Origin of the sequence: Rathayibacter sp. PhB151, from assembly GCF_004366415.1 — a bacterium.
GTDB lineage: Bacteria > Actinomycetota > Actinomycetes > Actinomycetales > Microbacteriaceae > Rathayibacter > Rathayibacter festucae.
Genome location: NZ_SOEN01000006.1, coordinates 206,247 through 226,779 on the forward strand (window position 1 = coordinate 206,247; position 20,533 = coordinate 226,779).

A 20,533-nucleotide genomic window follows, 5' to 3' on the forward strand; every position below is an offset into this window, starting at 1 on the left:
CGCTCAGCGGCGCCTGAGGGCGGCCCGTCGTTCACCGCGCGTTCACCGAGCGGACGGAGCCAGGACACGACCCCTCCGTACTCTCGCTGGCGGGCCGCACCAAGCCCGTCCATCCCCCTGCTTTCCTACCCGAAAGGGATACTTGTGCGTTTCTCGCGTCTCGGCCAGGCGGCCGTCATCGCCGCCGTCGCAGCCATCACGCTGACCTCCTGTGCTGCCAACGAGGGGCCCGCCGCCACCGGCGACTCGTCCTCCTCCGGCTCCGCCAGCACCCTCGAGGGCACCCTCAACGGCATCGGCGCCTCCTCGCAGGGCTCCGCCCAGGAGGCCTGGGTCTCCGCCTTCCAGCAGGCGAACACCGGCGTCACCGTCAACTACTCCCCCGACGGCTCCGGCGCGGGCCGTGAGGCCTTCATCGCCGGCGGCGCCGACTTCGCCGGCTCCGACCGTGCGCTGAAGCTCGAGGAGCTCGACGGCTCCTTCGGCAAGTGCGTCGAGGGCACCTCCGCCATCGACGTCCCGGCCTACATCTCGCCGATCGCGATCGTGTTCAACGTGGAGGGTGTCGACGAGCTCAACCTCGACGCCGCCACCATCGCGGGCATCTTCAAGGGCACCATCACCACCTGGAACGCCCCCGAGATCGCCGCGCTGAACCCCGACGCGACGCTCCCGTCCTCGAACATCACCGCCGTGCACCGCTCGGACGACTCGGGCACCACCGAGAACTTCGCTGCGTACCTCAACGCGACCGCGCCCACCGTGTGGGACGCCGAGCCCGACGGAGTCTGGCCCTACGAAGGCGGCGAGGCGGCCCAGGGCACCTCGGGCGTCATCGACACCGTCACCAACGGCCAGAACACCATCGGCTACGCCGACGCCTCGCGCGCCGGCAGCCTGGGCACCGCCAAGGTGAAGGTCGGCGAGGACTTCGTCGCCTACTCGCCCGAGGCCGCTGCCGCGATCGTCGACGCGTCCCCCGAGGCGACCGACCGTCCCGAGAACGACATCGTCTACGAGATCGACTACGCCTCCGAGGAGGCCGGCGTCTACCCGGTCGTCCTGGTGAGCTACCTCATCGCCTGCCAGGAGTACCAGGACGCCGCGACGGGCGAGCTCGTCAAGGCGTACCTCGGCTACGTGACCAGCGAGGAGGGCCAGCAGGAGGCCGCCACCTCCGCCGGCGCCGCGCCGCTCTCGTCCGAGCTGTCGACCCAGGTCGCGACGGCCATCGAGTCGATCAAGTAACCTCCCCCTCATGACGCGGCCCCGGACCCCAGCCGGTCCGGGGCCGCGTCACGGCTCGGCCCCCTCCCCCACACCGAACGCAGGGACACCCACATGACCACCGCAGAGCGGCCCGTCGGCGCCATCAAGGCGAAGCAGCGGCCCGCAGACCGGATCTTCTCCGGAACGGCAGTCGCCTCCGGCGCGCTGATCCTCGTCATCCTCGCCGCCGTCGCCCTCTTCCTGGTCGTCCAGTCGATCCCGGCTCTCACGGCGTCCCCTGACACGATCTCCGGCGGAGCGGGCTTCTGGTCCTACGTCGGCCCGCTCGTGTTCGGCACCGTCTACGCCGCCGGGCTCGCGATGGTGATCGCGGTCCCCATCGCGATCGGGATCGCGCTCTTCATCTCGCACTACGCCCCGCGCAAGCTCGCGCAGGGCCTCGGCTACGTGATCGACCTGCTGGCCGCCGTGCCGTCGGTCGTCTTCGGCCTCTGGGGCATCACGGTGCTCGCCCCCTTCGTCCAGCCGTTCTACGCGTTCCTCACGGACGTCTTCGGCTGGTTCCCGCTCTTCAACGGCCCGGTCTCCGGCACCGGCCGCACGATCCTCACCGTGGCCCTCGTGCTCGCGGTCATGATCCTGCCGATCGTCACGGCGATCTCGCGCGAGGTGTTCCTCCAGACGCCGACGCTGCACGAGGAGGCCGCGCTCGCCCTGGGCGCGACCCGCTGGGAGATGGTCCGCACCGCGGTCCTGCCCTTCGGCCGCCCCGGCATCATCTCCGCGTCGATGCTCGGCCTCGGCCGCGCGCTCGGCGAGACGATGGCGGTCGCCATCGTGCTCTCGCCGTCCTTCGTCGTGAACTTCGCCCTGCTGCAGTCGACGAACTCGAACACCGTCGCCGCGAACATCGCGCTGAGCTTCCCCGAGGCCTACGGCCTGAAGGTCAACGAGCTCGTCGCCTCCGGCCTGATGCTCTTCGTCATCACGCTGCTCGTCAACATGCTCGCCCGCTACATCATCAACCGCCGCAAGGCCTTCTCGGGAGCGAACTGATGGTCACGATGACTCCGCCCCGCCAGCGCCGCGTCGAGGACGCGGTCCCTGCGCCGGTCAACACGCTCACCAGCGGCCAGCTGCCCAAGTGGGCGCCCGTCGCCCTCCTGGTCGGCAGCATCGCCGTGATGGCGCTCGTCTACGCCCTCCTCGCCGTCACCGGCACCACCCAGGGCTTCGACGTCGTCGGCACCGTCTTCTTCGGCGCCGTGCTCTACACGGTCGCCGTCTTCGTCCTCGCCCGCCTGGTCGAGGGCCCCCGCCGCGCGACCGACCGGGTCGTCACCACCCTGGTCACCGCCGCCTTCGTCGTCGCGCTGATCCCGCTGATCTCGCTGATGTACACCGCGGTCACCGCGGGCGCCGCGCGCTTCGACATCCTCTTCTTCACCTCCTCGATGCGCAACGTCGTCGGCGAGGGCGGCGGAGCGCTGCACGCGATCATGGGCACGCTGATCATCACGGCGCTGGCCGCGGTCATCTCGATCCCGATCGGCCTGATGACGGCCATCTACCTCGTCGAGTACGGCCGGGGCGCGCTCGCCCGCGGCATCACCTTCTTCGTCGACGTGATGACCGGCATCCCCTCGATCGTCGCCGGCCTCTTCGCCTACGCCCTGCTGGTGCTCCTCTTCGGAGACGGCATCCGGATGGGCTTCGGCGGCGCGATCGCGCTGTCGGTGCTGATGATCCCGGTCGTCGTGCGCTCCACCGAGGAGATGCTGCGCCTGGTCCCGAACGAGCTGCGCGAGGCGTCCTTCGCCCTCGGCGTGCCGAAGTGGCTGACCGTCGTGAAGATCGTCCTGCCGACCTCGATCGCCGGGATCGTCACGGGCGTCATGCTCTCGATCGCCCGCGTCATCGGCGAGACCGCCCCGCTGCTCATCGTCGCCGGGTTCACCCAGTCGATGAACTACAACCCGTTCGACGACCGGATGATGACCCTCCCGGTCTACGTGTTCCGCCAGTACGCCGACCAGGGGGCCGACGCCGCCGCCTACATCGATCGGGCCTGGACCGGCGCGCTGGTCCTCATCCTGATCGTCATGCTGCTCAACCTGCTCGCTCGCCTGGTCGCGCGCATCTTCGCCCCCAAGCTCGGCCGCTAACCCTAAGGATCTCCGTTGTCCAAGCGCATCGAAGTCAACGACCTCAACGTCTACTACAGCAAGTTCCTCGCGGTCGAGGGAGTCGGTCTCACCATCGAGCCCCGCACCGTCACGGCGTTCATCGGCCCCTCCGGCTGCGGCAAGTCGACCTTCCTCCGCACGCTCAACCGCATGCACGAGGTCATCCCCGGCGCCTACGTCGACGGCGAGGTGCTGATCGACGGCAACAACCTCTACGGCCCGGGCGTCGACCCGGTGCTCGTGCGCCGCCAGGTGGGCATGGTCTTCCAGCGCCCCAACCCGTTCCCGACGATGTCCATCCGCGACAACGTGCTGGCCGGGGTGAAGCTCAACAACCGCCGCATCTCGAAGTCCGACGCGGACGACCTCGTCGAGAAGTCGCTGCAGGGCGCGAACCTCTGGAACGAGGTCAAGGACCGGCTCGAGAAGCCCGGCTCCGGCCTCTCCGGCGGTCAGCAGCAGCGGCTCTGCATCGCCCGCGCCATCGCCGTCTCCCCCGACGTGCTGCTGATGGACGAGCCGTGCTCGGCCCTCGACCCGATCTCGACCCTCGCGATCGAGGACCTGATCGAGGAGCTCAAGAACGAGTACACGATCGTCATCGTGACCCACAACATGCAGCAGGCCTCGCGCGTCTCGGACCGCACCGCGTTCTTCAACATCGCGGGCACCGGCAAGCCCGGCAAGCTCATCGAGTACGACGACACCGCCACGATCTTCTCGCGGCCGTCCGTCCAGGCGACCGAGGACTACGTCTCGGGCCGCTTCGGCTGAGCCTCCGACCGCACGCACGAGAGCCGCACTCCTCCGGGGGTGCGGCTCTTCTGCTGTCCGGAGCCCGTGAGAGCCGTCTGCAGTCCGCGTTCCCGGGTGGGGAGCGCGGAAGAGCCGCACCCCTCGGGGAGTGCGGCTCTTCTGTACTCGATGCTGTGGCGGTGTCAGGCGGTCGCGATGGCCAGGATCGGGTCCGTGGTCGGCGCCTCGGAGCCGCCCGCGTCCTCGACGGTCACCGCGACGACGGCGCCCTCGGCGAGCGTGCCCTCCAGCGGTGCGACCGTGCGGCCGTCACCCCCGTCGAACGTCCCGGCCGAGACCGGGCCGGACGAGCCGATGTACCAGAGCTCGTAGGTCTTGTCGTCGGGCAGGGGCGCGAGGTCGTCGACGACGAGGGCCGAGCGGCCGAGCGAGGCCGACCAGACCAGGGTCGCGGTCTCGCCGGTCGCGACGGCCCCGGCGGTCTCCTGCACGTCGGGGGCGCTGCGGATCTGCTCGAGGGCGCTCAGCTGCTGGCTCTGCCCGGCATCGGGCGTGAGCAGCGGCGGGAGCGCCACTCCCCCGACCACGATGACGGCCGCGGCGGCGGCGGCGGAGAGGTAGACGGCGGGGCGGGTGAACCAGCGTCCGCGGGCGCGGGCCTCGGCGCCGTGGCGGCCGGAGGTCGCGGCGGCGGACGGCGCAGCGGCCGACGGCCCGCTCGCGGCGGCCGCGGAGGGCTCGACGGCGTGCAGGGTCGGGACCTTCTCGCGCCGCTCGGCGGGGTCCTCGGCCGGAGCATCGGAGGTGTCGTCAAGGGGCAGCTGGGGCGTGGTCGCGATCAGCGCCATCAGATCCGCCTTGAGGGCCGGCGACGGTGCGACCGACGGGGCGTCGGCGGCCAGCGCCTCGGCCACGGTCGAGAAGGCGTCGGCCTCGCCGCGCGCCTCCGGATTCTCGTCCAGGAATCTCTCGTACCGGGCGGTCTCGTCCGGGGTGAGGATGCCGAGTGCGTGTCCTGCTGCGAGTTCGCGCGGATCTTCGGGGAGTTGCACGTCGTTCACAGGGCCACCCCCATCTCTTCTCTCAGTCGTATCATCCCGTCGCGCAGGCGCGTTTTTATGGTACCGACGGGGCAGTTCAGGATCCCGGCGATCTCGCTGTGCGAGTATCCGCCGTAGTACGCGAGCTGCAGCGCTTGCCGCTGGAGCTCGGTCAGCCGCTCCAGGGCGGCGGTGACCTTCTCGTGCTCGAGGGACACCTCCGCCTGCTCGGCGACCTGGTCGTAGTCGCGACCGAGGTCGCGGATTCCTATGCGGACGTCCCGATCACGGCCCGCTTGGGCCGCGCGAACCCGATCGATGGCCCTGCGGTGTGCCATCGTGAGGATCCAGGTCGTCGCACTTCCCTTATTCGGAGCGAAGCGTCCAGCGGTTTGCCAGATCTCGAGGAAGACCTCCTGGGCCACCTCCTCCGACTGGGCGCGGTCGACCAGGACCCGCGTGATCAGTCCGAGGACGCGCGAGGCGACGAGGTCGTAGAGCTGCGAGAACGCGGCCTGCTCCCCCGCGGCGATCCGCTCGAGGAGAGCGCCGAGGTCGGGGGCGGTGCCCTCGGCGGTGGTGTCGTCGCTCATGCGCCCTGCCCTGCTCGTGCCCGGGACTTCAGATTCCGGGTCATCCAGAAGGCTGTCACGGCGAGTCCCGCGATCACGACCGACACTTCGAGGGGGAGGACGACGAAGCGGACGTCGAGAGCGAAGCCGCCCAGGTCGACCAGCGCCGCGGCGCCCATCCGCGGGGCGAGCCAGAGTCCGATCACGGCCGCGAGGGCCGCGGTGAGACCGGCGGAGCTGCGCGGACGCACGAGCACCCAGAGCGCGGCGGCCACGTCGAGCACGGCGAGCGTGCGCATCAGGGCGCCCTGCGAGAAGACGACGCCGTTGCCGAGGAGGGCGCCGATCTCGTCGTCGACGCCGGGGGCGGAGAGGAAGAGGAGGACGGCGATCACCAGGAGGGCGATCCCGGCCCACCACCGCGCGCCGATCCGGAGTGCCCTGCGGTTCTTCATTCCGGATGTCGCCTGTCTGTCGGGGACTCTGCCGGGAGGGGAGGACTCGCGCCTCGGACCGCCCGCCACTGGGCCCTCGCTCGCCGCCGGGATCCGCTGGGGATGCTGTCGAGAGGAGAAGGGGCCGGATCGCAGAAACGCCTCTCGGCGCGAGGCCGCTCGAAGCGGCTATAAGTGGAGCCCGGGGTTACTGCGATCCGGCTCCGACCAGTGTACCGGCTGTCCCCCGCAGGCCCGCGAGGGGCGTTCGCGGAGCGAGAACGCGGGGTGCCGCGGGGCGCCGCGATCGGGTAGCGGAGTCCGCTCCTACTCGAGCGAGTCGCTGCGCCAGAGGCGTGCGCAGCTCACCAGCTCGGCCGCGGTGGTCGAGAGCCGGAGGGCGCGGGTGGTCAGCTGGCTCGCCCGCGGTCCGTCGATCAGCTCGACGTCGTCGGCCACCGAGGCGGCACCGGAGGCGCTCACCCGGCAGAAGGCCGCCGCGCGGTCGAGGGCGACGGCGAAGTCGCCGTCGAACACTCCGCGGAGGATGCGGTCGGCCAGCTCGGTGATCTCGGCCGGGCCGGTCGGCGTGACGGCGCCGGCGACGACCGGGTCGATGGTCGCCGAGAGCTCGACGCCGCGCTGGTAGAGGAAGCTCGTGCTCTCCGGGTCCTGCCGGATCACGAGCCGCAGCAGGTAGATGCGCCAGAGGGCGCCGGGGAGGCTGGACGGGCTCGAGCGGGCCCAGAGCTCGGCGAGCGCGTCGATGCCGTTGTGGTCGGTGTACTCGACAAGGCGGTCGATGACCACCGGATCCGGGTCCTCGCGCACCCGGCTGAGCAGTGCGATCGCCGTCTCGTGGGCGACCCGGCTGATCTGCGCCGGGTCCTCCCCGCCCTGGAACGCCTCGAAGACGCGGGAGGGGAACTTGGTCGGCTTGTGGAAGCCGTCTGTCATGGGGCCGCCTTCCGCGGTCGGGCGGGACGCGCGGACGCGTCCTGCTTCGTGGGGGTTCGAGAAGGGTAACGCCTGCGCCTGGGCAGGTATGCCCGACGCCGGTCCGGGCGCGCGGGGGCGCTACCCTGGATGCCGCGGGCCTCTAGCTCAGTTGGCAGAGCAGCGGACTTTTAATCCGCGGGTCGTCGGTTCGAGCCCGACGGGGCCCACTTTCTCCGCTTCCTCCCCGAGTCGTCCACGCCGCGCAGCCGTTCACCGGACGGCACTCCATGGCGATGGTCGTGCACCGATCCGCCGTGTGGATCCGCGTGGCGGACACGGCGGCCGACCGAAGTCCCTTCCTCCCGCGTCAGAACTCCGTCATGAGAACCGACAGACGTGCCGATGAGATCAGCCGTGAACGAGCGCGCCACCGTGGTAGGCCGCTGCGACGACCTCGTAGTCGCTTCTCACTGAAGCTGCGGTGATCGCACCGAGGCCCGTCAAGTAGCGAACGTGGACGCTCGCCATGTGCAGGCGGCGATACTGAGCCGCGACGCGGGGATACAGCAGGGCGACGATGTCGTTCACGCCCAACGCGCGATCACCGCCGCCGATGTAGCCCTTGTGCCGAATCGCGAAGCGGTCCTCCATGACGAGGCGAGGGCTCACCGCCGCTACCTTGGAAGCGGAGTCGAAGACCGGATCGGCGATGAACGCGCCCTTCGCGAGGTGGTAAGCGGAATAGAAGTAAGCGACCGCGAACCACTCATCGTGCAGTGCGTCGAATGTCTCAGCCGAATTCTTGAAGTCGGCCGCCCGGGCGGCGCAAGCGCTGACGTCCTTCAGCGCCGGAGCTCCACTCACGCGTAGCTGAACTGTCGTTGAAGGCCGTGCGCAACGCTCGCATCGTCGATGTCGACGAACGAGATGGACATGACCACGTCGTCCAGGAACACCTGCTCGACCTCCAGCATCGAGCGAATGATCTCGAGCTGGGACTCGCCGGAGTCGTCGACCAACGTGATGCTCACTTCACAGGTCTGGTCGACCGGATTGACGAGCACACTGAGACGACGCAGGTTGTCCTTGCCCAGGGAACTGAGGGTGAACTGGCCGATCGACTCGGTGAGAGTCTCAAGATCGTCGATGCTCGCCACGATCGCCTTTCAGGTACGGCAGGACCCCGAGGCCGGTGGCCTCCGAGGCGGTGCAGGGGTGGTGAGGATCGATTATCCCCAGGCCCCGTCCCGAGTGCAATCGCAGGGCTGTCGTTGGCGGGCGACGCGGCAGTCTCGACTCGGAGCGTCGCCGTCAGTTGTCCGCCGTCGGCGAGGTCAGCACAGTCACTTCCCGGACACCGAGGTACAGGAGGAGACGTCTGCGTCGGCCGTGACGGTCTCGAGGCGACACCGATGCCGAATCGAGCCGCACTGGCAAGGCGACGTGCTCGGGCCCGGAGCGGGGCCGACGTCCACTTCGACTCGTCCCTCGCTCACTCGTGGCAGAGGGACCAGGCGGCGTCGGGGTACTCGCGCTCCTCGCCGTCCTCGAACGAGACCAGGCGCCAGACGCCGTCGTGGTGCTCGAGGAGGCGGCCGCGGACGATCTCGGACTGCCAGCCGTCCACGGTGCGGAACCAGTGGACCAGGCGGACGGTCGTGCTCTGGTGGGGCTGGAGGCGGTGGGTCATCGGGTGTGTCCTGTCGGGGCGTGGTGGTGGCGGGACGCCTGGTGGAGCTGCTCGATCAGCGGGGGTCTCGATACGCCGCCGGCGGCGGCTACTCGACCACCATGGATCGGTGGCGGGAGGGGCTGCTCGAGAGTCGGGTCGACTGGGAAGACAGGCCGCAGATCTTGCTGGTCGAGGAGCCCCGCAGGGCGTATCGAGACCCACCTCCCTCTGAACCTCGGTCGCCTCCTCGCCCCGCGATTGCGGCTGAGCGATCAGCAGGGGCGGCCGCGGGGGCGGGGCGACCGGCGGAAGGGGACACCGCCGGCCGCCCCTGCGGGTCAGCGCGTGGGGTCGTCGGCCCAGAAGCAGACCATCGTCATGGTCGAGCGGTAGAACAGCGTCTTCGCGTCGACCTTGTCGACCGCGCGACCGGGATCGTCGAGGTACTCCTCTCCGGCCGAGTCGACGCCCGGCGGCAGACAGGCGTCCTGGGCCACGTAGCGGGTCGGCTTCTTCGGGGCGTACCAGTCCCCGCCGTCGCCCTGCTCGGTGCCGGGGATGAACGACGGGATCCTCGTGTAGGAGCAGACCAGCGTCAGCGAGGCGCCGGTGCGGACGAAGCGGTAGCTGGTCGTCGAGAGGCTGATGTCGGGCGAGCCCGTGAGGAGGGCGCCGTAGTAGCAGGAGCCGTTCGACGAGATGTCGGTCGAGGCGTAGCCGTCGAGGTTGGCCCCGGCGTTGTGGTCGGCGAGGGCGGGGGTGGCGGCGGCGCCGACGAGGGCGACGGAGGCGGCGAGGGCGAGCAGGGTGGAGCGGAAGGACGGCATGACGGTCTCCTCATCGAGACGGCGTCGGCGCTGAGCGTCGGCAGGGAGCGGTCGCTCGTCGTGCGAGCGGAGGGCGGGCCCGGCTCGTGGGACGACGTCGTCCCCGTGCTCGGCCCCGCAGGCGTCCGGCGGACCGGATGACCCGAATTCTAGACCGCTGTGCGCGCGCTGTCTGCCCCCTGCGAGGTCAAGCAGGCACTCCTGCCACGGCCGTCAGACCAGGCGACCGGCGCGCAGCCTGCGGGAGCGGCGGCGCAGCGTCCGGTCGCTCGGACCGAAGCTGTCGGATTCGAGGAGGAGTCTCAGCGAGAGCGAGACCTGGCGGGCGAGACGCGGGTCGATCCCCTCCGGGATCCGTACCGCGTCGATGAGATCGAGAGCCGTCTGCGTGGTCCGGGACATCGCCATGCCCGTGACCCTAGAGAGGGTCGGCGCATCCTGACGGCCCCGACACGGGGGCGCACGACGGCAGCAATGCTCAGCCGTCGTGCGCCCGGGTGCGGGTGGGGCGGGAGGCTACTTGCTGCCGTCGCCGCGGCCGGTCGCGGACTGCAGGCGATCGATGTGCTCGGACGCCTCCGCCTTCGTGATGTCGGCGGGGAGGGTCTCGCCCGCCTCGCGGGCGAGGGTGTCGAGGTAGCTGCGCTGCGGGCCGGTCATCGGCTCGTCGCCGGTGACCCAGTCGGACGGGTCCTTGCTGGCGCTGGTGTCGCTGCCGTCATCGGCACGGGCGCCGAGGACGTCGCCCTCGGTCTTGACGTCGGGATCGGTGGTGTTGGGGGTGTCGTCGCTCATGCTGCGACCGTACGCCCGACCACCGACACCGGCGAGGGCTTGCGGAGCGGGCCGGAGCGACCCGTTCCGATCGCGCGCATGATGCGGCGGGTGTCCGCGTCAGGAGCCGAAGAGCGCGTGGGCGACGGTGAAGATCACCAGGCCGGCGAGCGAGCCGACGACGGTGCCGTTGATCCGGATGAACTGCAGGTCCTTGCCGACCTGCAGCTCGAGCTTCTCGGAGGTCTCCTGCGGGTCCCAGCGGCCGATCGTCTCGCCGATGATGCTGGCGATGTCGCCCCGGTAGCGGTCGACGAGGTTCGCCGCGACGGTGCCGATCCAGGTGTCGACGGTCGAGGCGAGCGCCTGATCGGTCGAGAGCCGGCGGCCGAGGTCGACGACGATCGACTCGATGCTCGCGCGCAGCGGGCTCTCCGGGTCGTCCATCGCGCCGAGGAGCGACGACTTCGTCGACTCCCAGGCGTCCCCGGCCAGCTCGCGCACCCGGGGGCTGTCGAAGGCGCGGTTCTTGATCTCCTCGACGCGCATGATCAGATCGGGGTCGCTGCCGAGGTCCTTCGCGAGCGTCGCGAGGTAGCCGTCCACCGCGATCCGGAAGGGGTGACCCTGGTCGTCGCGGATCGTCTCGACGAGGACGAGCGCCTCGCGGTAGAGCCGCTCGTCGACCGCGCGACTGACCGCGGAGGGCAGCCAGCTGGGGAGCCGGCCGCTGACCATCCGGGTGAAGCTCTCGGGGTTCGCGATCAGCCAGGCCTCGGCCTGCTCGACCAGCGTGTCCACGAGTCGGCGGTGGTGCCCCGCCTCGACGACGCTGCCGACGAGCGAGCCGAGCGGCGGGCCCCATTGCGGATCGAGCAGGTGGCGCCGGGCGAGCGCCTCGATCACGCGCTGCACGTCGGAGTCGTCGAGCAGCGCGATCGCGGACCGGACCGCCGCCGCGCTCTCGCCGCCGACGCGGTGCGCATTCTCGGGCTCGGCGAGCCAGAGCCCGGCACGGCGGGCGATGCCGAAGGAGTCGAGCTTCTCGCGGACGATCGCGCCGCGGAGGAAGTTCTCCTCGACGAACTGGGCGAGGCTCGCGCCGATCTCGTCCTTCTTGGTCGGGATGATCGCCGTGTGCGGGATCGGCAGCCCGAGCGGCCGTCGGAAGAGCGCCGTCACCGCGAACCAGTCCGCGAGCGCGCCGACCATGCCGCCCTCGCTCGCCGCGCGCACCCACTGCAGCCAGGGGTAGCGGTCCTGGAGGGCGAAGGACACGGCGAACACGATCGCCATCAGCACCAGCAGCCCGGTGGCGAGCCGCTTCATCGCGACGAGGGCGGCGCGCTTGGCCTCGTCGTCGCGCCCGGCGGAGGTGCGCCCGGCGGAGGTGCCGCCGGCGGAGGTGCTGACGGCGCTCGTGCTGCTCGTCGTCATGACGAGGCGGGGAAGCCCTCGTGGCGGATGCCCCAGGCGACGCTCCACTCCTCGCCCGGCTCGAGCCAGCGCAGGCCCTGACCGGAGTTGAGCGCCTCTGCGGGCGCGGTCATCGGCTCGACCGCGATGGCGGTCTTGACGTCGTCGCCGTCCGGGAAGATCCGGGTGATGAAGACCTGGATGAAGTTGTGCGAGGCGTCGGCCCAGAGCAGCACGCGGCGGCCGTCGTCGGCGCGGAGGCCGTGGACGCTCTCGCCGTCGACGATCGTGACGTCGGCCCAGGCGTCGTCGAGCTCGAGCTCGCCGATCCGGCGTCCGCGGCGGAGGTCCCACTCGGTGCCGTCGACCGGGCTCTGACCCGTGGGGTTGAGCCGCTCGTCGACCTCGATGTGCACCGCCGCGTCGACCGTGATCTCGAGCTCGTCGGTCGGGACGTCACCGATCGCGAGGAACGGGTGCGTGCCGATCGCGACCGGCGCCTCAACGGCGCCGACGTTGACGACGCGGTGCACGACCTTCAGGCCGTCGGCCTGCAGCTCGTAGCGGACCGTGGTCTCGAGGTGGAACGGGTAGCCCGCCTGCGGGACGACGGGCGCGGCGAGCTCGACGAACGACGGGCCCTGCTCGACGACGCGGTAGGAGGCACTGCGCAGCAGTCCGTGGATCGCGTTGTGGTACTTGGGCTCGGTGATGTCGAGCTGCTGGGTGCGCCCGGCGTGGTGCCAGCGGCCGTCCTTGACGCGGTTGGGCCAGGGCATCAGGACGATGCCCGAGCCGAACGGCGGGACGACGGTCTCGGGGTATCCGGCGGTGATCTCGACGCCGTCGACGGAGAGGTGACGCAGCCCTGCGGCCACCTCCGTGACGACGGCGTGCAGGGTGCGTCCCTCGGCGGTGAGGTCGAGGGCGAACTGGCGCCCGGTTGCGGGGGCGGGAGTGAAGTCGGCCATCCCTGAATCCTACGGACCGGCACCGCCGTCGGCCTGCGGACCGGGCCGGAGCGTGCCGCAGAGGGTGACGGCGAGGCCCGCCGACTCGAGCCGCTCCACGACGGCGCCGCCTGCGGCCGCGCCGGTGAGCAGGCGGTCGAACTCCTCGGTGCCGGCGACCCGGCCGAGGTCGACGACGCCGAGCTTGCTCGAGTCGGCGACCACGACGCGGCGGGTGGCCGCGTGCAGCATGCGGCGCTTGAGCGTCGCCTCGGGCAGGTTCACGTTGGTCACCCCCGCCTCGGGATGGACGCCCGTGCAGCCGACGAAGACGACGTCGGCGCGGATCCGCTCGAGAACCTCGGAGGCGAGCGGCTCGACGAGGGAGTGCTGCAGCGGGCGCAGGGTGCCGCCGGTGACGACGACGGTGAAGCGCGGGATGGCGGGCTCGAGCGCGAGCGCGAGGCTGAGGCCGTTGGTGACGACGGTGACGTCGCGGAGGTCGTCACGCGCCACGAGTGCGTGGGCGATCGCGAGCGTCGTGGTGCCGACGTCGAGGATCACGCTCTCGCCGGAGACGACCGAGGCGGCGGCCTCGCGGCCGATCGCGGCCTTCTCGTCGGAGGCGGCGGCGAGGCCCTCCTCGAACGAGCGCTCCCCCGAGCGCTCGCCGGTCGGCACGGCTCCCCCGCGGACGCGCTGGACGGTCCCCTCGCCGGCGAGCCGGTCGAGGTCGGAGCGGACGGTGACGACGGAGACGCCGAGGCGGTCGGAGAGGTCCGCGACGGAGACGAAGCCCTGCTTCTCGGCGAGCAGCCGCATCTCGAAGCGGCGCTCGAGCGCCGAGCGGCTCTCCTGCTCCCCGCCCGTCCTCATCGCTCCATCGTGTCCTTCGCGCCATCGACTTGTCAAAGAGAAACCATGCTTTCCTTTCCGAAGGTCGCGGTCTATCGTGGGCGGTGCCATGAACGAAGCGATCCCCCTCTCCGCCGGCGTCGTCAAGCGCCCGCACGTCCTCGCCGACGGCCGTGACCTCATCTACTTCGATGACGCGGACACGTCCCTCCCTCCCGAGCGCTCGGCGGATGCCCGCGAGCTCGATCCCCGCCCCGCGACCGCGCGCATGCGCCAGGACGTCCTCACCGGGGAGTGGGTGTCGATCGCCGCCTCCCGGCAGAACCGCGTCTTCCTGCCGCCGGCCGAGCTCGATCCGCTCGCCCCGGCCTCGCCGACGAACCCGTCGGAGGTGCCGAGCGTCTACGACGTCGCCGTCTTCGAGAACCGCTCGCCGTCCTTCGGGCCGCTGCTCGAGGACGAGGACGCGCCCGCGTCCCTCGAGGACCTCCGCACGCTCGGCCTCGGCCGGACCCTGACGAGCGTCGGCCGCTGCGAGGTCGTCTGCTTCAGCCCCGAGCACGAGGGCTCGTTCGCGACGCTCTCCGCCTCGCGGGCCCGCACCGTCGTGGAGGCGTGGGCCGACCGCGTCGCCGCACTGTCGGCTCTGCCCGGGGTGCAGCAGGTCTTCCCGTTCGAGAACCGCGGAGAGGCGATCGGCGTCACCCTGCACCACCCGCACGGCCAGATCTACTCCTACCCGTACGTCACCCCGCGGACGACGCGGCTGCTCGCGTCGCTCGACGCCTACGGCCCCGGGATGTTCGCCGACATCCTCGCCTTCGAGCAGGCCGGCGAGCGCGTGCTCGTCCGCGGCGAGCACTGGACGGCCTTCGTGCCCTTCGCCGCGCGCTGGCCCATCGAGGTGCACGTGCTGCCGCACCGCCACGTCGCCGACATCAGCGAGACGACGCCCGAGGAGCGCGACGAGCTCGCCGTGGTCTACCAGCGACTCCTGCGCGGGATCGATGCGCTCTACGACTCGCCCACCCCCTACATCTCCGCCTGGCATCAGGCGCCGGTGCACGAGCGGCGCGACGAGGTGCGGCTCATGCTGCAGATCACGTCGCCGCGCCGCGCCGCCACCAAGCTCAAGTACCTCGCGGGCAGCGAGGCGGCGATGGGCGCCTGGATCGGCGACATCGCCCCCGAGACGAGCGCCGCCGCCCTGCGCGAGGCGATCGAGCGCGCCGACGCCGCCACCCTGGCCGCCGAGACGGCCGCGAACCCCGACGCGTCGCTCCCCGCCGCCGACACCACCCCCGAGGAGAACCGATGACCACCTCCGCCTCCCTCGACGCCGTCGCCGAGCGCGCCGCGCAGGACTTCGAGCGCGCCTACGGCCACCCGGCCGTCGGCGTCTGGGCCGGACCCGGCCGCGTCAACCTGATCGGCGAGCACACCGACTACAACGACGGCTTCGTCTTCCCGTTCGCCATCGACCGCGCCACCGCGATGGCCGTCGCGCCGAGGGAGGACCGGGTCGTCCGGATCTCGAGCGCCTTCTCCCCCGAGCACGTCGAGATCTCGCTGGACGACCTCGGGCCGGACGCGCTCGACGGCTGGTCGGCCTACCCGCTCGGCGTCGTCTGGGCGCTCAGCGAGTACGGCGTCGACCTCGGCGCGCGCTCGGGCTTCGACGCGTTCGTCGACTCCGACGTGCCGGTCGGCGCCGGGCTCTCCAGCTCGGCCGCGCTGATGTGCGCGATGGCCGTGGCGCTGAACGAGCTCTGGGAGCTCGGGCTCGACCGCGCGACGCTCGCCCGCGTGGGCCGTCGCGCCGAGAACGTCGCCGTCGGCGCGCCGACCGGGATCATGGACGAGTCCGCCTCGCTGTTCGGCGAGCGCGACGCGGCCGTCTTCCTCGACTGCCGGAGCCTGGACACCGAGGTCGTGCCGCTCGGCTTCGAGGAGGCCGGGCTGGTGCTCCTCGTCATCGACACCCGGGTCGAGCACGCGCACGCCACCGGCGGCTACGCCGAGCGCCGCGCGTCCTGCGAGCTCGGGGCGTCGACGCTCGGAGTGGAGTCGCTGCGCGAGCTGTCGGTGGAGGACCTGCCCCGCGCCGAGGAGCTCCTCGACGACGTGACCTACCGCCGCGTGAAGCATGTGGTGACCGAGGACGCCCGCGTCCTCACGACCGTCCGCACCCTCCGCGAGCAGGGACCGCGCGCGATCGGCGAGCTCCTCGACGCCGGCCACGTCTCGCTCCGCGACGACTTCGAGATCTCGATCCCCGAGCTCGACACCGCGGTCGAGGCCTCCCGCGGCGCCGGCGCGATCGGTGCGCGGATGACGGGCGGCGGCTTCGGCGGCTCCGCCATCGCACTCACCCCCGTCGAGAAGGAGGAGGAGGTCCGCGCGGCGGTCCTCGCCGCCTTCGCCGACAAGGGCTTCCGCACCCCCGAGCTGTTCCTCGTGACCGCGGCCGACGGCGCAGGCCGCGTCCGCTGACCCTCGGACCTCCTAGAAAGATCACCTGGTAGGCATGGGCGGACCATGCTGATCGAGTAGCCCGCGGAGCGGGCGTCTCGAGATCCACCACCGTCAGAACGCGAGTCTGCAGACCCGCCCTGTCGAGGGCGGTGGGTCTCGATACGCCCCTGCGGGGCTACTCGACCAGCATGAAAAGGGGCGCGGCGCGTCCTTCCCGTCACCACCGAGACGCAAGGCGGCTTCGCCGACCGATACGCCCGCGGAGCGGGCTGCTCGATCAGCAGGCTTCGCCGACCGAGCAGCAGAACGGGTCACGCCGGCGGGACGACCGGGCGAAGGCCGCCTCCGGTGACGCGGACGAGCTCCGCGGCGCTGGTCGGGTAGACGGTGTGGGCGTGGCCGGCGGCCGCCCAGACGGTGTCGTACTCGGCCAGGGCGGTGTCGACCACGGTGAGCAGCGGGGTCGGGTGACCGACCGGCGCGACGCCTCCGATGGTCTGGCCCGTCGCGGCCTTGACGACCGACGCCGAGGCACGGGTGATCTCCCCACCGAGCTCGTCGCCCAGCCAGTCGGTGTCGACGCGGTGCCCACCGCTGGTGAGGACCAGCAGCGGCGTCCCGTCGAGGAGGAAGATCAGCGAATTCGCGATCTGGCCGACCTCGATGCCGAGGGCCGCAGCGGCGAGCGCCGCCGTCGACGCCGCCTCATCGAGCCAGCGGACCGGCGGCCGCACCCCGTGAACCTCGAGATCGGCCAGGACGCGGTCGACCGCGGGGTGGCTGCGCTCGCTCATGCGAACGACCGTAGCCGACCCCGCGGCAGGTGGAACCGCTACTTCGTGAGCGTCGCGACGTCGATGACGAAGCGGTAGCGCACGTCCGAGGCGAGCACGCGCTCGTAGGCCTCGTTGATCTGCGACGCCGAGACGACCTCGACCTCGCTCGCGATGCCCTTCTCGGCGCAGAAGTCGAGCATCTCCTGGGTCTCGCGGATGCCGCCGATGCCGGAGCCCGCGAAGGAGCGGCGCGCGGCGAACAGGGTGAAGACGTGCAGCGGCAGCGCCTCGGCCGGAGCGCCGACGTTGACCATCGTGCCGTTGCGGCGCAGGAGGCCGAGGTAGGCGTCCAGGTCGAGCGGCGCGCTGACCGTGTTGATGATGATGTCGAAGGTGTTCTTGAGCGTCGGGAACGTCTCCTCGTCCTTCGTCGCGTAGTAGTGATCGGCGCCCAGACGGAGGCCGTCCTCCTTCTTGCTCAGCGTCTGCGACAGCACGGTGACCTCGGCGCCCATCGCGTGCGCGAACTTGACGGCCATGTGGCCGAGCCCGCCGAGACCGACGACGGCGACCCGCTTGCCGGGGCCCGCCTCCCAGTGCGAGAGCGGCGAGTAGGTGGTGATGCCGGCGCAGAGCAGCGGCGCGGCGGCCTCGTACGGGATCGACTCCGGGACGCGGAGCACGAAGTCCTCGACGACGACGACGTGGGTGGAGTAGCCGCCCTGGGTGACGGTGCCGTCGCGGTCGACGGAGGCGTAGGTGCCGGTGTTGCCCTTCAGGCAGTACTGCTCCTCGCCGGCGAGGCAGTTCTCGCACTCGCGGCAGGAGTTGACCATGCAGCCGACGCCGACGCGGTCGCCGACCTTGTGCTTGGACACCTCGGAGCCGACCTCGGCGACGACGCCGACGATCTCGTGGCCGACGGTGAGGGGGTACTGGACGGGGCCCCACTCGCCGCGGACGGTGTGGATGTCGGAGTGGCAGATGCCCGCGTAGGCGATCTCGATGAGCACGTCGTGCGCTCCGACGTCGCGGCGCTCGATCGTGGTGGGGACGAGCGGCTCGGTGGCGGAGGGGGCGGCGTAGGCGTTGACGGTCAGCATGTTTTCTCCTTCGTGGGGGCGCGCTCGAGCGGTGGTCCGGAGGGGGTGGGAACGCGAGCGCGTCTGCCCACGCTAGCGAGCCCCGGCTGGACGCCGCCCGTAGGCTCGGAGGATGCGGAGTGCGATCGACCTGAACGCCGACCTCGGCGAGGGCTTCGGCGTGTGGTCGCTCGGCGACGACGACGCAATGCTCCGGCTCGTCACGAGCGCGAACATCGCCTGCGGCTTCCACGCCGGCGACCCCTCGATCATGCTCGCCACCTGCCGCACCGCCGCCCGGCGCGGCGTGGCGATCGGCGCCCACGTCGCGTACCGCGACCTCGCAGGCTTCGGGCGACGCGACCTGCCCGTCGGCCCCGACGAGCTGCACGCCGACGTCGTCTACCAGCTCGGCGCCCTCCAGGCGGTCGCGCGGGCCGCCGGCACGGAGGTGCGCTACGTGAAGCCGCACGGCGCCCTCTACAACCGCATCGTCCGCGACGAGCGTCAGGCGGAGGCCGTGGTCGCCGCGGTCCGCGACGCCGCGCCCGGACTGCCCCTGCTCGGCCTTCGGTCCTCCGCCGTCGAGCAGGCGGCGGCGAGCGCCGGCCTGCCGTTCCTGCGCGAGGCGTTCGTCGACCGCGGCTACCGCGCCGACGGGACGCTCGTCCCGCGCGGCGAGCCGGGCGACCTGCTGGCCGACCCGGCGGTCGTCGCGGCCCGGGCCGTGCGGATGGTCCTCGAGGGCGCAGTGACGGCGGCTTCAGGCGAGGACGTGAAGCTCGACGTCGACTCCCTCTGCGTGCACGGCGACACCCCCGGCGCCGTCGCGATGGCGGAGGCGGTGCGCACGGCCCTCGCCGAGGCGGGCGTCGCCCTGGTGAGCGCTACGCCGTGATCCCGGTGCGGCTGCTGCCCTCCGGCGACCGCGCCGTGCTGGTCGAGGTCGACGGCCTGGACGAGGCGCTCGCCCTCACCGCGGCGCTCGACCGGTCCCGCCCCGCAGGCGTGCTCGACCTCGTCCCCGCCGCGCGGACGGTCCTCGTCGTGCTGGACGAGTCACTGCCGGTCGCGACCGCGTCCCCGTGGATCCTGCGGACCGCGGAGGCGACCGAGCCGAACGGGCCGGGAACGGTCGGCCGCCGGCACGAGATCGCCGTCCGCTACGACGGCGCCGACCTCGCCGAGGCGGCGGACGCCCTCGGCTGGACGCCCGCCGAACTGATCCGCCGCCACACGGCGACCCCGTGGCGCGCGGCCTTCGGCGGCTTCGCCCCCGGCTTCGCCTACCTGGTCGCGCTCGCCCGCTGGCCGGAGGTCGCCCGCCGCGCCGAGCCGCGCACCCGCGTCCCGGCGGGCGCGGTCGCCCTCGCAGCGGGCTACTCCGGCGTCTACCCGCGCTCCTCCCCCGGCGGCTGGCAGCTGATCGGCTCGACCGACGCAGCGCTCTGGGACATCGAGCGCCTGCCGCCCGCCCTGCTCGCCCCCGGCGACGAGGTCCGCTTCCGGGCGCTGCCGTGAGCCTGCGCATCCTCGACCCCGGCCCCCTCGCGCTGATCCAGGACCAGGGCCGCCCCGGCCACGCCGCCGTCGGCGTCGGACGCTCCGGCGCGATGGACCGCGGCGCTCTCCGCCTCGCGAACCGCCTGCTCGGCAACGCCCCGGATGCGGCTGCGCTCGAACTGCTCGGCGCCGGCTTCACCGCCCGCTTCGAGACCCCCGCCTGGATCAGCCTCACCGGCGCCGCCGGAGCCGCGACCCTCGACGGCGCCGCCCTCGACCGCGTCCTGCCGACGCTCGCGCCCGCGGACTCGATCCTGCGACTCGGCCCCCTGACGGCGGGCCTGCGCCGCACCCTCGGCGTCCGCGGCGGCATCGCCGCGCCACCCGTCCTCGGCTCCCGCTCCCGCGACACCCTCTCCGCCCTCGGTCCGGCCCCCCTGCGCCCCGGCGACCTGCTCCCCCTCGGCTCCCCTGCCGGCGAGGTCCTCCTCCCCGATTGGTGGCCCTTCGACGCGCCACGCGACAAGGTCCTGCGCGTCCACCCGGGCCCCCGCCTCGACCTCCTGCCCCCGGGCACGTGGCAGCGCCTGCTCGGCGACCCTTGGCACCTGAGCCCCTCCGCCGACCGCATCGGCCTCCGCCTCACCGGCACCCCCCTCCCCACAGGCGACGCCCCCGAGCTCCCCAGCGAGGGCCTGGTCCACGGCTCGATCCAGCTCCCGCCCTCAGGCCTCCCCGTCCTCTTCGGCCCCGACCACCCGACAACAGGCGGCTACCCGGTCCTCGCCGTCATCGCCGCGTCCTCCCTCGACACCCTGGCCCACCTGACCCCCGGCGACGAGGTCCGCTTGCACTCCTGACCACCGAGGTCCGCCCACACTGCTGGTCCCTTCAACCCGGACTCCACACCGCGCCGCCCGAAGGGCGCGCCCGTCCCCCGCTGCCGGCCCCGGAGGGGCGCGGTGCCTCGTCGCGGCTCCTGGCTCGGGTCTGGCGGGCGCGCCGCAGGCGCGCGGGAAGGAGCCGCGACGAGGCACCCCGCCCCA

The 20,533-nt window shown here is 72.0% G+C and carries 24 protein-coding genes and 1 tRNA gene; 10 read left to right on the forward strand and 15 right to left on the reverse strand.

Annotated elements, in window-relative coordinates:
• Window positions 1-144: 144 nt before the first annotated feature.
• The 4 genes from EDF35_RS01570 (at window position 145) to pstB (ending at window position 4,190) form a co-directional block, all read left to right on the forward strand.
• A complete protein-coding gene (locus tag EDF35_RS01570; protein ID WP_133960552.1) occupies window positions 145-1,248 on the forward strand; it encodes a phosphate ABC transporter substrate-binding protein PstS in 1,104 nt (367 codons plus the stop codon).
• 93 nt (window positions 1,249-1,341) lie between these two features.
• Window positions 1,342-2,286, forward strand: coding sequence for a phosphate ABC transporter permease subunit PstC (gene pstC, locus EDF35_RS01575; protein WP_123733780.1), 945 nt, complete (start codon window positions 1,342-1,344; stop codon window positions 2,284-2,286).
• An 8-nt stretch (window positions 2,287-2,294) separates the two neighbouring features.
• Entirely contained in the window at window positions 2,295-3,395 is a 1,101-nt protein-coding gene (gene pstA, locus EDF35_RS01580; protein ID WP_133960553.1) for a phosphate ABC transporter permease PstA, read from the forward strand.
• A gap of 15 nt (window positions 3,396-3,410) precedes the next feature.
• Window positions 3,411-4,190 (forward strand): phosphate ABC transporter ATP-binding protein PstB, encoded by a 780-nt coding sequence (gene pstB / locus EDF35_RS01585; protein ID WP_132435969.1) that lies wholly within the window; start codon window positions 3,411-3,413, stop codon window positions 4,188-4,190.
• Between the two features lie 164 nt (window positions 4,191-4,354).
• Here pstB and EDF35_RS01590 read toward each other — a convergent pair whose 3' ends face one another.
• The 4 genes from EDF35_RS01590 to EDF35_RS01605 all read right to left on the reverse strand — a co-directional run bounded on the left by EDF35_RS01590 (window position 4,355) and on the right by EDF35_RS01605 (window position 7,175).
• Window positions 4,355-5,224 carry an anti-sigma factor gene (locus EDF35_RS01590; protein WP_133960554.1) on the reverse strand — a complete coding sequence of 290 codons (870 nt, stop codon included), beginning with the start codon at window positions 5,222-5,224 and terminating at the stop codon, window positions 4,355-4,357.
• A 5-nt stretch (window positions 5,225-5,229) separates the two neighbouring features.
• Window positions 5,230-5,805 (reverse strand): ECF RNA polymerase sigma factor SigK, encoded by a 576-nt coding sequence (gene sigK, locus EDF35_RS01595; protein ID WP_123445139.1) that lies wholly within the window; start codon window positions 5,803-5,805, stop codon window positions 5,230-5,232.
• The gene (locus tag EDF35_RS01600; protein ID WP_123702225.1) at window positions 5,802-6,239 is read right to left on the reverse strand and encodes a hypothetical protein; all 438 of its coding nucleotides are present in this window, start codon (window positions 6,237-6,239) and stop codon (window positions 5,802-5,804) included. The genes sigK and EDF35_RS01600 overlap by 4 nt, the downstream gene beginning before the upstream one ends.
• Window positions 6,240-6,545: 306 nt before the next feature.
• On the reverse strand, window positions 6,546-7,175 hold the full coding sequence (locus tag EDF35_RS01605; protein ID WP_123445137.1) for a DNA-directed RNA polymerase subunit beta: 630 nt from the start codon (window positions 7,173-7,175) through the stop codon (window positions 6,546-6,548).
• Between the two features lie 136 nt (window positions 7,176-7,311).
• Here EDF35_RS01605 and EDF35_RS01610 point away from each other — a divergent pair.
• Window positions 7,312-7,384: transfer RNA gene (locus EDF35_RS01610), tRNA-Lys, on the forward strand.
• A gap of 181 nt (window positions 7,385-7,565) precedes the next feature.
• Here the strand turns inward: EDF35_RS01610 and EDF35_RS01615 are convergent.
• From EDF35_RS01615 to EDF35_RS01655, 9 genes are all read right to left on the reverse strand, one after another.
• Window positions 7,566-8,021: a hypothetical protein gene (locus EDF35_RS01615; protein WP_133960555.1), complete on the reverse strand. Its 456-nt coding sequence runs from the start codon at window positions 8,019-8,021 to the stop codon at window positions 7,566-7,568.
• Window positions 8,018-8,314 (reverse strand): hypothetical protein, encoded by a 297-nt coding sequence (locus tag EDF35_RS01620; protein ID WP_133960556.1) that lies wholly within the window; start codon window positions 8,312-8,314, stop codon window positions 8,018-8,020. The genes EDF35_RS01615 and EDF35_RS01620 overlap by 4 nt, the downstream gene beginning before the upstream one ends.
• 335 nt (window positions 8,315-8,649) lie before the next feature.
• Window positions 8,650-8,847, reverse strand: a complete 198-nt coding sequence (locus EDF35_RS01625) for a hypothetical protein (RefSeq protein WP_123702223.1) — start codon at window positions 8,845-8,847, stop codon at window positions 8,650-8,652.
• Window positions 8,848-9,167: 320 nt separating this feature from the next.
• Window positions 9,168-9,656, reverse strand: coding sequence for a hypothetical protein (locus EDF35_RS01630; RefSeq protein ID WP_133960557.1), 489 nt, complete (start codon window positions 9,654-9,656; stop codon window positions 9,168-9,170).
• 213 nt (window positions 9,657-9,869) lie between these two features.
• Entirely contained in the window at window positions 9,870-10,064 is a 195-nt protein-coding gene (locus EDF35_RS01635; protein ID WP_123445135.1) for a hypothetical protein, read from the reverse strand.
• Between the two features lie 108 nt (window positions 10,065-10,172).
• Window positions 10,173-10,451: a DUF3072 domain-containing protein gene (locus tag EDF35_RS01640; RefSeq protein ID WP_123735088.1), complete on the reverse strand. Its 279-nt coding sequence runs from the start codon at window positions 10,449-10,451 to the stop codon at window positions 10,173-10,175.
• Between the two features lie 99 nt (window positions 10,452-10,550).
• Complete coding sequence (locus EDF35_RS01645; protein WP_133960558.1) at window positions 10,551-11,867, reverse strand: DUF445 domain-containing protein; 1,317 nt, start codon at window positions 11,865-11,867, stop codon at window positions 10,551-10,553.
• Complete coding sequence (locus EDF35_RS01650; RefSeq protein ID WP_133960559.1) at window positions 11,864-12,817, reverse strand: aldose 1-epimerase family protein; 954 nt, start codon at window positions 12,815-12,817, stop codon at window positions 11,864-11,866. The genes EDF35_RS01645 and EDF35_RS01650 overlap by 4 nt, the downstream gene beginning before the upstream one ends.
• A gap of 9 nt (window positions 12,818-12,826) precedes the next feature.
• A complete protein-coding gene (locus EDF35_RS01655; protein ID WP_243839811.1) occupies window positions 12,827-13,672 on the reverse strand; it encodes a DeoR/GlpR family DNA-binding transcription regulator in 846 nt (281 codons plus the stop codon).
• Window positions 13,673-13,760: 88 nt separating this feature from the next.
• On the opposite strand from EDF35_RS01655, the gene galT reads away from it, so the two are divergent.
• Together galT and galK are read left to right on the forward strand one after the other, a co-directional pair.
• The gene (gene galT / locus EDF35_RS01660) at window positions 13,761-14,969 is read left to right on the forward strand and encodes a galactose-1-phosphate uridylyltransferase (RefSeq protein WP_123702214.1); all 1,209 of its coding nucleotides are present in this window, start codon (window positions 13,761-13,763) and stop codon (window positions 14,967-14,969) included.
• Entirely contained in the window at window positions 14,966-16,144 is a 1,179-nt protein-coding gene (gene galK / locus EDF35_RS01665; protein ID WP_123702212.1) for a galactokinase, read from the forward strand. Before galT ends, galK begins: the two co-directional genes overlap by 4 nt.
• Before the next feature lie 293 nt (window positions 16,145-16,437).
• On the opposite strand, the gene EDF35_RS01670 is transcribed toward galK, so the two are convergent.
• Both EDF35_RS01670 and EDF35_RS01675 read right to left on the reverse strand, forming a co-directional pair.
• Window positions 16,438-16,920 carry a YbaK/EbsC family protein gene (locus tag EDF35_RS01670; RefSeq protein WP_123702210.1) on the reverse strand — a complete coding sequence of 161 codons (483 nt, stop codon included), beginning with the start codon at window positions 16,918-16,920 and terminating at the stop codon, window positions 16,438-16,440.
• A gap of 38 nt (window positions 16,921-16,958) precedes the next feature.
• Window positions 16,959-18,005 carry an NAD(P)-dependent alcohol dehydrogenase gene (locus tag EDF35_RS01675; protein ID WP_133960560.1) on the reverse strand — a complete coding sequence of 349 codons (1,047 nt, stop codon included), beginning with the start codon at window positions 18,003-18,005 and terminating at the stop codon, window positions 16,959-16,961.
• 112 nt (window positions 18,006-18,117) lie between these two features.
• On the opposite strand from EDF35_RS01675, the gene EDF35_RS01680 reads away from it, so the two are divergent.
• The 3 genes from EDF35_RS01680 to EDF35_RS01690 are packed head-to-tail and all read left to right on the forward strand — an operon-like array spanning window position 18,118 to window position 20,347.
• Window positions 18,118-18,882 (forward strand): 5-oxoprolinase subunit PxpA, encoded by a 765-nt coding sequence (locus EDF35_RS01680; protein WP_133960561.1) that lies wholly within the window; start codon window positions 18,118-18,120, stop codon window positions 18,880-18,882.
• Complete coding sequence (locus EDF35_RS01685; RefSeq protein WP_243839812.1) at window positions 18,879-19,505, forward strand: carboxyltransferase domain-containing protein; 627 nt, start codon at window positions 18,879-18,881, stop codon at window positions 19,503-19,505. The genes EDF35_RS01680 and EDF35_RS01685 overlap by 4 nt, the downstream gene beginning before the upstream one ends.
• Window positions 19,502-20,347, forward strand: coding sequence for a biotin-dependent carboxyltransferase family protein (locus tag EDF35_RS01690; RefSeq protein ID WP_243839813.1), 846 nt, complete (start codon window positions 19,502-19,504; stop codon window positions 20,345-20,347). Before EDF35_RS01685 ends, EDF35_RS01690 begins: the two co-directional genes overlap by 4 nt.
• Window positions 20,348-20,533 lie beyond the last annotated feature (186 nt).

What these genes read in the sequence shown, in the direction of transcription:
- pstC (WP_123733780.1), top strand. Translation starts at nt 1,342, where the DNA reads ATGACCACCGCAGAGCGGCCCGTCGGCGCCATCAAGGCGAAGCAGCGG.
- pstA (WP_133960553.1), top strand. Translation starts at nt 2,295, where the DNA reads ATGACTCCGCCCCGCCAGCGCCGCGTCGAGGACGCGGTCCCTGCGCCG.
- sigK (WP_123445139.1), bottom strand. Translation starts at nt 5,805, where the DNA reads ATGAGCGACGACACCACCGCCGAGGGCACCGCCCCCGACCTCGGCGCT.
- EDF35_RS01600 (WP_123702225.1), bottom strand. Translation starts at nt 6,239, where the DNA reads ATGAAGAACCGCAGGGCACTCCGGATCGGCGCGCGGTGGTGGGCCGGG.
- EDF35_RS01605 (WP_123445137.1), bottom strand. Translation starts at nt 7,175, where the DNA reads ATGACAGACGGCTTCCACAAGCCGACCAAGTTCCCCTCCCGCGTCTTC.
- EDF35_RS01625 (WP_123702223.1), bottom strand. Translation starts at nt 8,847, where the DNA reads ATGACCCACCGCCTCCAGCCCCACCAGAGCACGACCGTCCGCCTGGTC.
- EDF35_RS01630 (WP_133960557.1), bottom strand. Translation starts at nt 9,656, where the DNA reads ATGCCGTCCTTCCGCTCCACCCTGCTCGCCCTCGCCGCCTCCGTCGCC.
- EDF35_RS01635 (WP_123445135.1), bottom strand. Translation starts at nt 10,064, where the DNA reads ATGGCGATGTCCCGGACCACGCAGACGGCTCTCGATCTCATCGACGCG.
- EDF35_RS01640 (WP_123735088.1), bottom strand. Translation starts at nt 10,451, where the DNA reads ATGAGCGACGACACCCCCAACACCACCGATCCCGACGTCAAGACCGAG.
- EDF35_RS01645 (WP_133960558.1), bottom strand. Translation starts at nt 11,867, where the DNA reads ATGACGACGAGCAGCACGAGCGCCGTCAGCACCTCCGCCGGCGGCACC.
- EDF35_RS01650 (WP_133960559.1), bottom strand. Translation starts at nt 12,817, where the DNA reads ATGGCCGACTTCACTCCCGCCCCCGCAACCGGGCGCCAGTTCGCCCTC.
- EDF35_RS01655 (WP_243839811.1), bottom strand. Translation starts at nt 13,672, where the DNA reads ATGAGGACGGGCGGGGAGCAGGAGAGCCGCTCGGCGCTCGAGCGCCGC.
- galT (WP_123702214.1), top strand. Translation starts at nt 13,761, where the DNA reads ATGAACGAAGCGATCCCCCTCTCCGCCGGCGTCGTCAAGCGCCCGCAC.
- galK (WP_123702212.1), top strand. Translation starts at nt 14,966, where the DNA reads ATGACCACCTCCGCCTCCCTCGACGCCGTCGCCGAGCGCGCCGCGCAG.
- EDF35_RS01670 (WP_123702210.1), bottom strand. Translation starts at nt 16,920, where the DNA reads ATGAGCGAGCGCAGCCACCCCGCGGTCGACCGCGTCCTGGCCGATCTC.
- EDF35_RS01675 (WP_133960560.1), bottom strand. Translation starts at nt 18,005, where the DNA reads ATGCTGACCGTCAACGCCTACGCCGCCCCCTCCGCCACCGAGCCGCTC.
- EDF35_RS01680 (WP_133960561.1), top strand. Translation starts at nt 18,118, where the DNA reads ATGCGGAGTGCGATCGACCTGAACGCCGACCTCGGCGAGGGCTTCGGC.